This is a genomic window from Klebsiella sp. JB_Kp042, assembly GCF_040065275.1.
Taxonomy (GTDB): domain Bacteria; phylum Pseudomonadota; class Gammaproteobacteria; order Enterobacterales; family Enterobacteriaceae; genus Klebsiella; species Klebsiella quasipneumoniae.
The window spans coordinates 1-14573 of record NZ_JBEAJL010000039.1 but is presented as its reverse complement, the minus strand read 5'-3'; the positions used below and the strand labels follow the sequence as shown (position 1 = coordinate 14573).

Here is a 14573-nt window from a genome sequence, read left to right as displayed (position 1 = left end):
ACAACCCGCTACGGGGGAGACTTACCCGAAATCTGATTTATTCAACAAAGCCCAAGTCAGCCACTGAACCTGAAATAACAAGGGGGCGAGGGCCCCCTTCCCCTCCTCTGTAGCCCTCTATATACATCTTTTACGCCTTTTCTTGTTTGAGATAATAAAACCAATAAGAAAACAAATTGTTTATATGGTGAAATTATGAGTACAGCGCTTTCTGTCCTTGAGTCTTTTGCTTCGAACACCGGTATCGACCACAGCAAATAGATGAACGTCATCCATGCAATCGTGGCCGAGTGCGAGAAAGGGATCGCGTTCATGCACCAGGTTCACGACTTCACTTATGGCGACGAACGTCACTGGAAAAAGTGTTTAAGATTTGTACTACGTACATTGGAAGTGGAAATTATTTGGTAGGGATATAAGATCATATCCCTAAGCTCTTTTAAGAAAAAATTTCTTAATAACCTAATGTAATTTAAATCCTTCCTCCAACCCCTTTAAATTTTTCGATAAACGCCCCAATTTTTTGGAATACGGTCTGCTTTTTCGTTTTGTACTGAGGATTCAGTGGACTGAGTTTTGGTAGCGTCTCATTTAACTCCGTCCCATTTTCGGTAGCATATTCCCGTTTGAGTGATGTACGGATATAGCGCCTTGCCGCCTCTTCATTGAGGTTTTCTTCCTTAATCAACGCTTCCGCTTCCCGTTGCTGTTCACGCTGAGCATAGGTAAAGAATGCATCAATGATACTGGCCTTATCCGGCATGTCATCAAGGTTAGTTTGCTGAATAAAGTCAACAATCAGACCTTCTTTGGCACGGTTGCCCAGACTTGAGCGGATTAAGCGCCTGACCTCTTCAGTCAGGGCTTCTTTACCCTTTTTCTGACGGTTGTGGTCAAAAATCAGGCCCAGAATGTAGTCCAGGTTAATCTCTTGCGACTTGAGCAGGTCAATTTCAAACACCACGTCATCCCAGTCCGTGGTTGATGTATCCCTGTCGTTTGCTGCTTTTTCACGTCGCTGCCAGTCCCGGATATCATTGTAAGCTGAGCGGTAGTCCTGAACTTTACGTTCGGCAGGGAGGCGAATGGTTTGTAATTCAGCAAATTTTTCATCATCCACGTAGTGCTCTGCTTTAAAGGTTTCTACCGCTTCCGGGTCACTAATATCAACATTCTGCAGGGCTTTCAGCGTGGCAAATTCATCGTAGTTTTGCAGGATGTTTTCTGCCCGCAGATATTCACCAAATAGTTTGACGAAGGCTTTTTTCTCTTTTTCACTGTCGATACTGGCAGGGTCAGGGAAACGCTGCTCCAGCTCCGAAACAATAGACATAAAACCTCGTTTAGCTTCGCCGGTTGCCGCATCGCTAAAGCCCTGCATGTACTCTTCGTAGCTTTTTTCCAGTACCACATTCTTGGTGTTTTTGTCGCCAAAAAGTGTAATGGCATCAATGGTGGGACGCTCCAGGTCCCTGAAAGTCACGATATTGCCGAAGGTTTTGGTTGCATCATAGATACGGTTGGTGCGGGAAAATGCCTGCATCAGGCCGTGATAACGCAGGTTTTTGTCAACGAACAGAGTGTTAAGCGTCGGGGCATCAAAGCCGGTTAAGAACATTCCCACCACGATGAGAAGGTCAATATCCTGATTTTTCACTCGTTGAGCTAAATCGCGGTAGTAGTTCTGGAAGCCGTTACTGTCGGTACTGAAATTGGTTTTAAAGTGGTTGTTATAGTCATCAATGGCTGAATCCAGGAATTCCTTTGCGCTGCTGTTCATTGCGCTGGTATCAAAGCTTTCGTCGGTAATATCACCAATAGCGCTTTGCTCTTCATTTGCAGCAAAGGAGAAGATGGTTGCAACCCGAAGGCGTTTATAGCTGCCTGATTTTTTTGCTGCTTCTTCCTGTAGCATTTTAAACGTCGAGTAATAAGCTTTTGCCGCTTCCACACTGCTAACTGCTAACATGGCGTTAAAGCCCTTAGCTCCCGGGAAGGTTCGGTGCGTTTTCTGACGGAAGTTATTGATGATGTATTGCGTTATTTCCTGGATACGTAGTGGGTGCAAAAATGCCTGTTGGTTTTCAGCCGCGCTGAGTTTTTTCTCATCAGTTTCCGTTTCAAGAGACTTAAACCGTGGGCGGACATCGTTATAGTCCACCTTAAACTTCAGCACCTTTTCATCACGAATTGCATCAGTAATTACGTAAGAATGTAATTCACGCCCGAACACGCTGGTTGTAGTTTCTGCTCCCAGTGCGTTTTCCGGGAAAATAGGAGTACCGGTAAAACCAAACTGATAAAAGCGTCTGAATTTCTTTTTGAGGTTTTTCTGGGCCTCACCAAACTGGCTGCGGTGACACTCATCAAAGATAAACACCACCTGCTGCTGATAGACGGGCAGGTCAGCTTCGGCTTTCATCAGATTATTGAGTTTCTGAATGGTTGTGACGATGATTTTGTTATCGTCCTTATCCAGGTTTCTTCTGAGGCCTGCTGTATTATCCGAACCATTGACACTGTCCGGAGAGAAGCGCTGATACTCCTTCATGGTCTGGTAATCGAGGTCTTTCCTGTCGACCACGAAGAAGACTTTATCGATAAAGTCCAGCTCAGTAGCCAGACGTGCGGCCTTAAAGCTGGTCAGGGTTTTTCCTGACCCGGTGGTATGCCAGATAAATCCACCGCTTTCGGGTTTTGACCAGTTCTTCGCTTTAAAAGAGCTGTTGATTTTCCATAGAATGCGCTCGGTGGCGGCAATCTGATAGGGACGCATGACCAGCAGTGTCTGGCTGCTATCAAACACGCTGTAATTAAACAGAACATTCAGCAGGGTATGCTTCTGGAAGAAAGTGGCGGTAAAGTCCTTCAGGTCCTTTATCAGGGTGTTATCCGATTTCGCCCAGTTCATGGTGAAATCAAAGCTGTTTTTATCCCGCCTAGTGGTACTGGCAAAGTACCGAGTATCGGTTCCGTTAGATATCACAAACAGTTGCAGGTATTTAAACAGGGAGTTGTCGCTGTTAAAGCTTTCCTTACTGTAACGGTGTATCTGGTTAAAGGCTTCACGAATCGCCACGCCGCGCTTTTTGAGTTCGATTTGCACCAGCGGCAGGCCGTTGACCAGAATCGTAACATCATAACGGTTAGCGTGTGAGCCGGTCTGTTCAAACTGCTGAATGACCTGCACCTTATTGCGCAGCAGGTTCTTTTTATCTATCAAATAGATGTTTTCCAGACGACCATCATCAAACGTAAAATCACAGATATAGTCGATATGGATTTTACGGGTTTTGTCCAGGCTGCTGTCACTGGGGCTGTCCAGATATTGCTCTGTGAAGCGCCGCCATTCACTTTCGTTAAACACCACACCATTAAGACGCTGAAGCTGGTCCCGCACATTCGCCAGCATCGCAGTCGGTGACTTAACGGAGATAAACTCATAACCCTGATTAAGAAGGTCCTGAATCAGCTCCCGCTCAAGGTCCGATTCGCTCTGGTAGCTGTCGCCAGTATCCTGAACTTTAGTGTACCTATCAAGGACGATAAAGTTATTGGATTCAGCAATGGTGTGTATCTGTTGTGTCATGGTGCATCCTGTGCGTCATCTGGCAAAGTCCGGAAGGGTATCAGAAGCATCTTCCGGCATTCGTAAAGCCTGATACCGGGCGGGTGAGAACAAACCCTGCCGGTATCAATGGTCCGTCAGTTGCTGGCGGTTTCTGGTCTCGGGAAGCTGAACAGCAAGTCACGATAGTATTCGTACTGTTTTTGTCGTAGCTCGATTTCGCGAGGTAGGCCTTCACTGATTGAACTGGTCAAAGCATCGAATTTTTCGAGGATGGCAACCACACGGTTTTGCTCCGCGAGTGATTTACTGGGATCGCTCGGGTAAGGTACGATAATCTTCGTTTTCCTGATGTTGTCATTATAGAGTCTGTCTATTGTTCCACCTTCTGAAACAGCCCACTTGGCGATTTTATAGAAGTGCCAGAGATACTTATTAGTAACAATACTTTCGTCGTTTTCTAGCCAGACAATATTGCTATCCTGAAAATAAGCAGGCTCTCCGTCATATATAACCGTACGCCCTATGGTCCCTGATGCAGAAATTAGAACATCACCTTTTTTTGGAAAGGAGTACTTGTTCTTGTAAGCCTCAAATACATCCCTGGAAATAAATGCATTCGCTTTCTTTCCAAATGTGCCAATTTTATAGAATGGCACATCCCCTTCAGGCAGAGTCTCATTCTTGAGGATGCGCTTGCACATCCTTACATCACCAATATCTCCCAGCGTCTTCCACTCAACCTCACCCTTTTCAAAACTAAGCAATTGGTCAAGATAGTAGTTGTACTGTTTTTTACGCATGGTAAGTTCAGCTGTAAGTTCAGCTGTAAGGGCAGTGAATTTATCCAAAATTCGGACGATTTCAGACTGGATGGCAAGGGACTTGTCCGGTTTATTCGGACAAGGTATAGGGATTTTGAATCCTCCCATTACTGCTGAGTTCAAGTTGTTGATGGTTGAGCTATTCAACATTTCATCGAGATATTTTTGAAAAATATCACTTGTTAAAACGTGAAATAAATAACGCGGATTTAATTTTTCATCGCATCTGACAACACCCATAAATCCGCCAAAGTAGTAGTCAATATCTGATTCAATGTAAGCAACTTTTCCAACATGTTCACGGCTACCACTTGCTGCGCTTATCAGTATGTCGTCCTTATATAGTTTTTGCGAATCCTTTACTTTGGTGTCAAACTTCACCACTTTGACATCATTTAAATTTAAACAATTACTAGACAAAGTGATATTGTTAGCACGAAGGACCCTGTAACCTTGACCATCTGCGCTTTCATTCGATTTGCTGTAAGTTAAACCACGTATATACTTCGCGACTTCTCCCAGAGTCTTCCACTCAACAACAACTCCATCTAGCAATTTGTCTAGATAACTCAGCTTGCTCATGACTGCACCTCACGGCCTTCAATTTCAGCCACAATTACATCGATATCTTTACGTAACTGATCGATTTTGCCGACGGTGATTTTCAGTTCAGTATTCAGTTCAGAGATATCAATTATTTCGCGGGTATTCATGGCTTCGACGTAGCTGCTGACTGACAGGTTATAGTTATTGGCGGCAACTGTTTCATGAGGGACAGTTTTCGCCAGATGGTCGGTATCTGCTTTGCTGGCAAAGGCCTGCATAATCTGTTCGATATGGGCATCGGTCAGGATATTGTTGTTAGTCTCTTTTTTGAACAATTCGCTGGCGTCAATAAACTGAACTTTTGTATCTGTTTTATGTTTAGACAACACCAGAATGTTTACGGCAATGGTGGTGCCAAAGAACAGGTTCGGTGCCAGTGAAATCACGGTTTCTACATAGTTGTTGTCGACCAGATACTGGCGGATTTTCTGTTCTGCTCCGCCACGGTAGAAAATACCGGGGAAGCAAACTATTGCTGCACGCCCCTTAGCAGACAGGTAGTTAAGCGCATGAAGCACGAACGCAAAGTCAGCTTTTGATTTTGGTGCCAGCACACCTGCCGGAGCGAAACGCTCATCGTTAATCAGGGTCGGGTCGTCACTGCCAATCCACTTAACTGAGTACGGTGGGTTAGAGACGATCGCGTCAAACGGTTTTTCATCGCAAAAGTGAGGCTCAGTCAGGGTATTCCCCAGTCTGATATCAAATTTGTCGTAGTTGATATTGTGCAGAAACATGTTCATACGCGCCAGGTTGAACGTCGTATGGTTGATTTCCTGACCAAAAAAGCCTTCTTCGATGATGTGGTTATCAAAATGTTTTTTCGCCTGCAGCAGCAGTGAGCCCGAGCCTGCAGCAGGGTCATAGATTTTGTTGACGTGAGTCTGACCGTGCATCGCAAGCTGAGCAATCAGCTTAGAGACATGCTGAGGTGTGAAGAACTCCCCGCCAGACTTACCGGCATTCGCCGCATAGTTAGAAATCAGGAACTCGTAGGCATCACCAAACAGATCAATCTGGTGCTCGTTAAAATTCCCCAGCTTCAGCCCCTCCACGCCTTTCAGTACGGCGGCAAGACGGCTGTTTTTATCTTTGACGGTGTTCCCCAGTCGATTGCTGGTCGTATCGAAATCGGCGAACAGGCCTTTGATGTCGGCCTCGGACGGATAGCCGTAGGCAGAGCTTTCAATAGCAACGAAGATACTGTTTAAATCAGCATTCAGCCTGTCGTTGGTGTTAGCTTTAGCGGCAACGTTGCAGAACAGCTGGCTCGGGTAGATGAAATAGCCTTTAGTCCTGATGGCATCGTCTTTGATGTCATCGGTAATGATGCTGTCATCAAGTGCAGCATAATGTATGCTCTCATCCCCTGCTTCCATGTAGCTGGAAAAATTCTCACTGATGAAGCGATAGAAAAGTGCACCGAGTACATACTGTTTAAAATCCCATCCATCCACTGAGCCCCTGACATCATTGGCTATGGCCCAGATTTGACGGTGTAGCTCTGCACGCTGCTGAAGGCTTGTCATCTTGTATCCTGTTGTATGATTCTTAAGTACTGTTATTGGCCCGATTTTATCGCAATTTCATATTGATGACAGGTTTTGTATGTCATGCGTTGCACTGAGAGTTCGTTTGCCCGGTTGTGTAGCCAACGCTCTTTCAGTCAGGCCAGTAGAAACGTTGCGCTGACGATAAATACTGAAGCCCGATACTATCGGGGCTGAACGTTCAGTCGGTGAGAATTTCTTCATCCGTATCTATTGTGGATGGTGATGAATCTATTTTTGTTGTAAGAAATACCCGATTCAGTAGTCTTTGCTTTAGGGCGTTTCTTCGCTCATTGTAGAATTCCTGGAAGCGACTGAACTCAATATTTTCATCTGAAACTAACAGCATTGATGGAGTATAGTTGTTTGATGAGTGAGATAGCCATTGTTTCAGGGATGTATTCTGTTTACTTGTATTCTGAGAGTGATTCAGTAAATGAAGGTTAGGTATGGTGTCCCAGTGTCCCGGATTTTCGTAAAAGCTGAGTTTCTCCGGTGAATTCACAATATAATCTAATTTTTCAAGATATTTATTTGAAAAATGATTTCTTGGATGAAGGTGATCAATATGAAACACCTCGGTCGGATTCATTTCAGGGAACAGAAGATGCAATAGTGCGCGGCAGCGACCTTCGCCATATCTGATATTGAGAAGGCTTTCGATGTATTCGTCGTCAAATCTGAGGTCCTTATTCGAGCCTTTGTACCTGTCAATAATTTTCTCAAGAGGAAAATGAACATCTGAAAGACTATTCTTCATTACGTCTCTGATGCTCGTGAGTAGCGCATCTGCCTGGCTTCCAAAGATCCCTTTCAGAAGTACCATGTAAAACCACTGGCTAATTACTGAGCGTTCATTGTGGTTTTTATTCAGGAGATTAATCGTTGTATATAATGGGTGTCCATTGGTTTGCTTTTTGTAAAGCCAGTAGACCACAGGAATGACTGCATTTTTAGATATCAGTGACTGTGGATTGATGCCGAATCGCCTGATAAGAACAAAAGTCTCCTTGATACAGGATTTTATTTCAGACCATTGTTGTTGTATCTTACCGACCTCTTCTGAAGTGAAATTTTTTACTTTGAACCGGACGTCAGAGTCAATAAGCATCAGGCTGGTTTTTAAGAACCAGTCTCTTTCAATATAAAACCCCATTTCATTATTCTGATAAATGTTTTTTGTTAGTTCATCCAGTTCTCTTCTGAAATCACCCTGCCAGTGTGCTACAGCTATTGACATCAGTAAGTCGGAGAACTCAAGTTTTGTCCCCCCGCTATTCGTGCGGATGAAAACATCCAACACATGATCAATGTCCTGGCTGCTCTCATTGAAGTAGTGGATAAGATTCTCAGTTCTTATCTTGGTATAAAGTTTAAGCAGGGTTTTTCTGGAGAATTCACTGGAAATGAGTCCTCTTTTTTCGAGTTCTGGTACGACAACTTTAAATAAGATATCATCCGGAGAATCAATTTGCTCGTATTTGAATATTTCGTGAAGGCAGAACCAGTGATGTTTGTTATCGGTAAGTGAATCAGTGTATTGCTTGTCGGTGAGGAACCTGAAGTTGTACTTCATCATGGGCTCATCGTCTGAGTCAAGTGGCGCTGTTAAATCGACGTAAAGCTTTCTGGGCGGCAGGATGCGATCATCCTGTGCCGAAGGCCACCACACCCGGGGTTGTTTATACGCATACGTTCCACACAGTCCAATATATAAAGATGTGAGACGCTGCTGACCATCAATCACCGCCTTAAAATCATGAAATCCCGCATTTGTTGGTACACATGGGTTTTCTTCATTAAATCGCTGACAGTATTCTTTCAGGAACTCATAAAATTTGTAATCGTTTTTAATACTGATACTACTGATATCCCACATCATGAAAGAGTTTATCGGGTAGTCTCGCATGATGGAATCAAATAGCAGACATATTTGCCTGCTGCTCCAGACAAACTTTCGCTGAATTGCAGGCAGAAGGTAGTGGCGTAAATTAATCGAATCTATCGCTTGTTTTATCGTTATTGCTTTTTCATACTGGCCAGCCATCATAAACCTCATGTGTTATATTAACTGGCTGATTTTAATCTAAAGAGTGTAACGAGTACAGTATTTGCACAAGCATAATTTATGCAGTGGAAAAGCTGACTGCTCGGCTTGTGTTTTTCGTTCGTGTAGACTCGCATTGCGGATGCACAAAGTGATGAAACCTGTCTTGCTATGTTTTACCAAGGTTAACAAGAAGTCCATGCTTTATCTTCTCGCCATCTGTTATGTCTGCCAGGTCATTACCAAACGTTACGCTGGCAGCTTTGTGACGCGTGATTTGGGGGGAATGAAGCGTGGCTACGCGTACAGACTCCCAGGCGACATACTAATTAACGCGTTGACATTGGCGGTCACTAATTGAGGATTTCTATAAGAACTCGTTGATCGCCCCTCTTCCCTACCCACCAACCTCATACACTCCAGGCGCGGCAAGGCTTTTACGCACATAACACCCACAAAAAAACAAATAAATAACACATCAACGAAAAGTCAACGCTTTACCCTGATTTGGTCTCAAAAGTTGACGTTTTGCCATGCCACTTCTTCTATCCCTTAAGCAGCGTACCAGAGACCAACACCCTGCGACGAAAACGCCAAAAACGACTCCTGATACCACCACAAAATAGACACGCTCAGAATGGCTCTCGTTGCGTTTAATGATGGTATAAACAAATTGTTTTATGCTACAAGAATACAACAAAACAAGATAACGAAGAAAAGGAACTGCCATTACCCCACACCCAGGCAATACCCACCTCTGATCCTACCCGCGTAATATGGACACAACCCTAAGCGAGGTTCTGGTTTTCAAATTGTTCCGGACTAAAACCGCCACAGGCACCGTGACGACGCCACCGATTGTAATCACACTCAATATAATTAAACACTGCTGTCCGCATGATTTCCCGGCTGACAAAGTCCTCTCCGTGGTTACATTCCACCTTCAGCGTATGGAAGAAGCTTTCCGCACAGGCATTGTCGTAACAACAACCTCTGGCGCTCATACTCCCCCGCAGATTATGGCGTTTCAGCAAGCTCTGGTAATCCGTTGAACAGTACTGACCGCCTCTGTCTGTATGCACGATGACGTTTTCCGGACGTTTACGCCGCCACAGCGCCATCTGTAACGCATCGCAGGCAAGCCGTGCTGTCATCCGTGAGGACATCGACCAGCCAATGACTGACCGCGACCACAGATCGATAACCACGGCCAGATAAAGCCAGCCTTCACCAGTGCGAAGATACGTGATGTCACCCACCCACTTCTGATTCGGGCCGCTGGCGTAAAAGTCCTGCTTCAGCAGATTCTCTGAGACTGGCAGACCATGTTCGCGGTAACTGACCGGACTGAACTTTCGTGAAGCTTTCGCCCGTAGCCCCTGACGACGCAGGCTGGCAGCCACGGTTTTCACGTTGAACCGGTAACCCTGGGCACGAAGCTCATCCGTCAGGCGTGGCGCGCCATAGCGTTGTTTTGCGTCACTGAATGCTTCCCGGACGACGTTATCACAGACAAGGCGGAACTGCTGACGCCGGTTTACCTGATAACGACGCTGATGCCAGATGTACCAGCCACTACGGGTAACCTGAAGTACACGGCACATGGCTTTGATACTGAACTCAGCCTGATGTTTTTCGATGAAGACATACTTCATTTCAGGCGCTTCGCGAAGTATGTCGCGGCCTTTTGGAGAATGGCCAGTTCCTCATCCCGTTCTGCCAGTTGACGTTTCAGACGGGCGATCTCAGCGGACATTTCCTGCTCGCGTTCAGAAGAAGAGAACTGATTTTGCTGTTTGCTTCGCCAGTTGTAGAGCTGTGATTCATACAGGTTAAGTTCGCGGGCGGCAGCTGCCACCCCAATGCGTTCAGCCAGTTTCAGGGCTTCCTGACGAAATTCAGGAGTGTGCTGCTTGCGTGGCTTTTTGGTGGTTGATGTTGGTTTTGTCATGTGAGTCACCTCTGGTTGAGAGTTTACTCACTTAGTCGCGTGTCCACTATTGCTGGGTAAGATCACTCTTCCTGCCAGGCTACCGAAAAGACCAACCTCATTGCCCCAGGCTACCGACCACATGAAGCAAATCTCGACCACCACCAAAAAGCGGCGAGAGAAAGCCAGTTTCTCTGAACGCTATTCCCCAATACACGGAAGAGAATACCCGGGAAGAAACTCCAGACAAGACCAGGCCAGAACAGTCCCCGGCGCCATATCGTTTACCCACTCTTACCTCGAAAGATAACGCAAATTCCTGATAAGCAGGGAACGCCATTACTTCACATGCGGAGAACGACAACAGACCAGAAACCACATCACCCACACTTCCACCTCTGATGGTAAACGAAAGGAAAAGTGGATTCGCCCCTATATTTCCAGACACCTGTTATCACTTAACCCATTACTGGCCCGCTGCCGCAGATATTCCCGTGGCGAGCGATAACCCAGCGCACTATGCGGATGCCATTCGTTATAATGCTCGAACGCCTCTGCAAGGTTCTTTGCTGCCGTTAACCCGTCTGGTTTGGGCATGATACTTATGTAGTCACGCTTTATCGTTTTCACGAAGCTCTCATCGCGGTGTGTTAATCAACGGGGAGCAGGTCAACCAAGAGGATGACCCACACACTGTTACACAAGGCTTGATGTGGTCTATAAGCTGTTCCACTCCCTCCTCAAAGCACAAAAGTATTTTTATGGCGTAAAAAGCTTCACTTCGCCAGCCCTTCATACTTCGTTTTCATTTCAACCACGATCCGGGCATAAATCAGACAAATTTTGTACTTTGACAACCGTGCGCTACGCAAAATCTGGCGTACTCACCCCCCTAAATTTCTCCAGATTTCACGTAGCGTTACTCAGTAGAGAGGCGCGAAAAAGTTACTTTTTTAAGCACGAACTAGGAAAAGATACCGCCCTACTCTTTTTTACAATATGATAACAAATGGAATAATCGTTATTATTCTAACTGTAAATAGGATGTTGCATACCTCTTGAAGCGATGGAAAAATGAGCATATTTCTCATTATTCCTGAATCCATACATTTTTATTGTTTTTATAGCAAAATACTGAAACCTCGTTTTATTTATTATGTATAAATTTTATAATTAATTGATGTTATTTTATCGATATTGATATTTACCATGGTAGCTATAACCAACGTAATTAAATCATATCCATCTAAATGTGACAGTGTCACGTTTCATGCATCTGGCGAGATCCATTTATCGTTAAAAGAAGTTCATTCCCATAATGAAACCTGAGCTTCTTATTTGCAGATCGTATGTGGATGTCTTTAGGTGCAGGAAGGAAAGTGATGCAAGCATGATAGGCTGACAAACCGGCAAAGGGGCTGCTACTGCTCCATATTCAACAAACCACCCCTGGTAAGTTGAATCCTTTGCCGGTTTTACTGACAATACCAGATAAGTTAACTTTTTCCATCCGATTTTGTCTTCAACATTTTGAATTCAAGATTTTTTCAAAATGGGATGCTTTCAAAGGGCAACAACGGTTTTCAAGTATCTCGGATCATCATTCTTCATAAAAAATAGCTAAATAGCGATTTCACGTATTTCGCCATGAAAAAGACAAGCTATACTGAAGAACAGATTGCGTTTGCGCTGAAAAAGGCCGAAACCGGCACTCGCGTCGGGGAAGTCTGCCGAAATATGGGCATTTCTGAGCCCACTTTTTACATCTATGGACTACCTCCGTTTTGCAAGTAATGAATCTGGTTTGGGGTGTTGCTTACATCTATCCGGCATCAGGAAAATAAGTAATTTTATATCTTACCGACAGTCGCCCTGTATTCTGATACCGTCTAAATGGATCATCCTGACTGACCTCAACGCACAACGCCCGGATCCATTGATGCGCCGGATCGCGATTCCAGGCCATGCTTTTCGTAAAGCATGGTACTTCCAGTGGCATATCCACAATCACCAGATAATCATCTTTGCAGGCCAGACGACGCGGAACCACGGCAATCATGGAAGGGTGTATGAGCCGTCGCGGTAACTGTCACGATAACGTGGTTGCAGAAAACTTTTTCAGTTACTGAACCGAGAGCGCATAAAGAAAAGATCTACGGAAGGCGGGAGAAGCCCGCAGCGAAATTTTTGATTACATCGAAATTTTTTATAACAGTAAGCGTCGACATGGGTCGAGCAATCAGATGTCACCGACAGGATATGAAAACCAGCATTATCAATGGCTCGGAAGTGTTTAGATTATCCGTGGCGATTCAAATGTAAGCCACGTGAGAACCTCAAAAGCACCATCGTACACTAAATCAGTAAGTTGGGAGCATTACCCAAAACTCAAATAGCACTATATACAATCACTTTATTACGCCCCTCTCCCTTTGCTTGATAAAGAGCATCATCAGCATTTTTCAGCAAAAAGTCGATCCCACTAAGGGGATCAGTTTGCGTTGCTACACCAGCAGATATGGTGACACGCAAGTCATTAGTAAAAACAGTACTTTCAATAACACTTCTGATACGCTCCGCAATACGCTCTGCTGTTACCACTGAAGTATTCGGCAGAAAAATAACAAACTCTTCACCACCAAACCGGCAAACAATATCTTCACTTCGGCAGCAAGAATTAATAACATGAGCCAAAGAAATAAGCACCTCATCTCCGACCCCATGCCCGAAGAAATCATTTATCTTTTTAAAAAAGTCAACATCAATAGCAATAACTGAAGCCCCTGAGCCTTGCGTGTAATCCTTTGTTTTATTCGAAAACCCCAATCTATTATTTACACCGGTTAGGGGATCTTTTACTGCCACTTCATTTAGAGTGTTAACCCTTTTCATCATTACCTTTACATTCGTTAAAAGTGCCTTTTTAAGGCGGTCAGCTTCGGCATACCAAGCATTGATACCTTTGATATAAGTCAGCGAGGACTCTATATCTTTAGCATTGGTAGATATAGCAAGATTTTCTAAAGGAATTGAGATTTGGGATGCAATGAAATATGAAACAACTGAAAACACAACTATTATTACAACTAGCAGCACAAGCACATTTTTAGCATAATTAATAAGAATAGTGGTCACGTTGTCAGCATGACTATAAACAAACACATTCCAGTCAGTATTTTTCATATGAGCATAACCAAGAAGATACTTATGCCCCGAAGAAAAAAAGGTACCATCGCCTCTTTCAGACGAAGCTAACTTTGATTTCAAATCATCAGGCATAACCATCGGTCGACCAACAACACTGTTATCTTTATTAAAGATCACATTACCATCATCACTAACGATGGTAATTTCAGTGTCGTCATTAAAAAAATGCCTACTCAAAACATCGCTAAATAAACTCTGTTTTTTTAGATATATAGACCCGCCGATATACCCTATGTAATTACCACTCTTATCATAAATAGGATGTGACAACAAAATAATCAAATTCCCAGCAACTGATTTGTAAGGTTGCGATATAAATGCCTTTTTGCCCTCAATAGCCAATTTACTGACACTTGAGTTCAAGTGAACACCAACTAAATCAAGTGATTCTGGAGAAGTTGCCAGAACAACAGCGCCATTACTAACAACAATAACTGAATTAAACATGCCGGACTGCAATCTTAGCCTATCAGCCTCATTTTTAAGATATTCGACATCAGTCGTTGATTCAATTTTCTTAGCACCATATGCTAGTTCGCCCTGAGCCATTTCAATATAACTGCTCATTACATCCGACATTTTCATAGCGTACGATGAATTAGCATCAAGCAAATCTTTTTCTATATTTTCGTGTTGATAAAACATAATGACAACTATCATAAAAATAGAAGTCAAAAAAATACCACCAACGGACAAGGTTATGACTATCGGACGAAGGTGAGGCTTTTTAATTCTCATAAAAATACACTCCATATAATTAAAAAATGCCGCATTTACCATAGCAGCCGGCTTTGTTGAATAAATCAGATTTCGGGTAAGTCTCCCCCGTAGCGGGTTGTGT

General features: G+C 44.0%; 7 protein-coding genes and 3 pseudogenes. 2 read left to right on the top strand and 8 right to left on the bottom strand.

Annotated features, from left to right (window positions below; genetic code table 11):
- Positions 1-472: 472 nt before the first annotated feature.
- The 7 genes and pseudogenes from ABLV54_RS12135 to ABLV54_RS12105 form a co-directional block, all read right to left on the bottom strand.
- On the bottom strand, positions 473-3589 hold the full coding sequence (locus ABLV54_RS12135) for an HsdR family type I site-specific deoxyribonuclease (RefSeq protein WP_114263127.1): 3117 nt from the start codon (positions 3587-3589) through the stop codon (positions 473-475).
- Between the two features lie 116 nt (positions 3590-3705).
- On the bottom strand, positions 3706-4974 hold the full coding sequence (locus ABLV54_RS12130) for a restriction endonuclease subunit S (RefSeq protein WP_071444116.1): 1269 nt from the start codon (positions 4972-4974) through the stop codon (positions 3706-3708).
- Positions 4971-6527, bottom strand: coding sequence for a type I restriction-modification system subunit M (locus ABLV54_RS12125; protein WP_071444117.1), 1557 nt, complete (start codon positions 6525-6527; stop codon positions 4971-4973). The genes ABLV54_RS12130 and ABLV54_RS12125 overlap by 4 nt, the downstream gene beginning before the upstream one ends.
- Positions 6528-6729: 202 nt before the next feature.
- A complete protein-coding gene (locus ABLV54_RS12120; protein WP_228302847.1) occupies positions 6730-8598 on the bottom strand; it encodes a DUF262 domain-containing protein in 1869 nt (622 codons plus the stop codon).
- Between the two features lie 785 nt (positions 8599-9383).
- Positions 9384-10546, bottom strand: a protein-coding gene (locus tag ABLV54_RS12115) for an IS3 family transposase (RefSeq protein WP_348814160.1) whose coding sequence is annotated in 2 segments (ribosomal slippage) — positions 9384-10285 and positions 10285-10546 — 1164 coding nt in all. Because the reading frame shifts where the segments join, the coding sequence is not laid out codon by codon here.
- 97 nt (positions 10547-10643) lie between these two features.
- Entirely contained in the window at positions 10644-10913 is a 270-nt protein-coding gene (locus ABLV54_RS12110; RefSeq protein WP_125450405.1) for a hypothetical protein, read from the bottom strand.
- Positions 10914-10957: 44 nt separating this feature from the next.
- Positions 10958-11164, bottom strand: a pseudogene (locus tag ABLV54_RS12105) (integrase core domain-containing protein); the annotation flags it as partial.
- A 1008-nt stretch (positions 11165-12172) separates the two neighbouring features.
- Between ABLV54_RS12105 and ABLV54_RS12100 the strand changes: the two are divergent.
- Positions 12173-12289: pseudogene (locus ABLV54_RS12100) on the top strand (transposase); the annotation flags it as partial.
- A 305-nt stretch (positions 12290-12594) separates the two neighbouring features.
- A pseudogene (locus tag ABLV54_RS12095) lies at positions 12595-12822 on the top strand (IS3 family transposase); the annotation flags it as partial.
- Positions 12823-12913: 91 nt separating this feature from the next.
- Here the strand turns inward: ABLV54_RS12095 and ABLV54_RS12090 are convergent.
- On the bottom strand, positions 12914-14573 hold a 1660-nt coding region (locus ABLV54_RS12090; RefSeq protein WP_348814159.1), incomplete at its 5' end, for a sensor domain-containing diguanylate cyclase.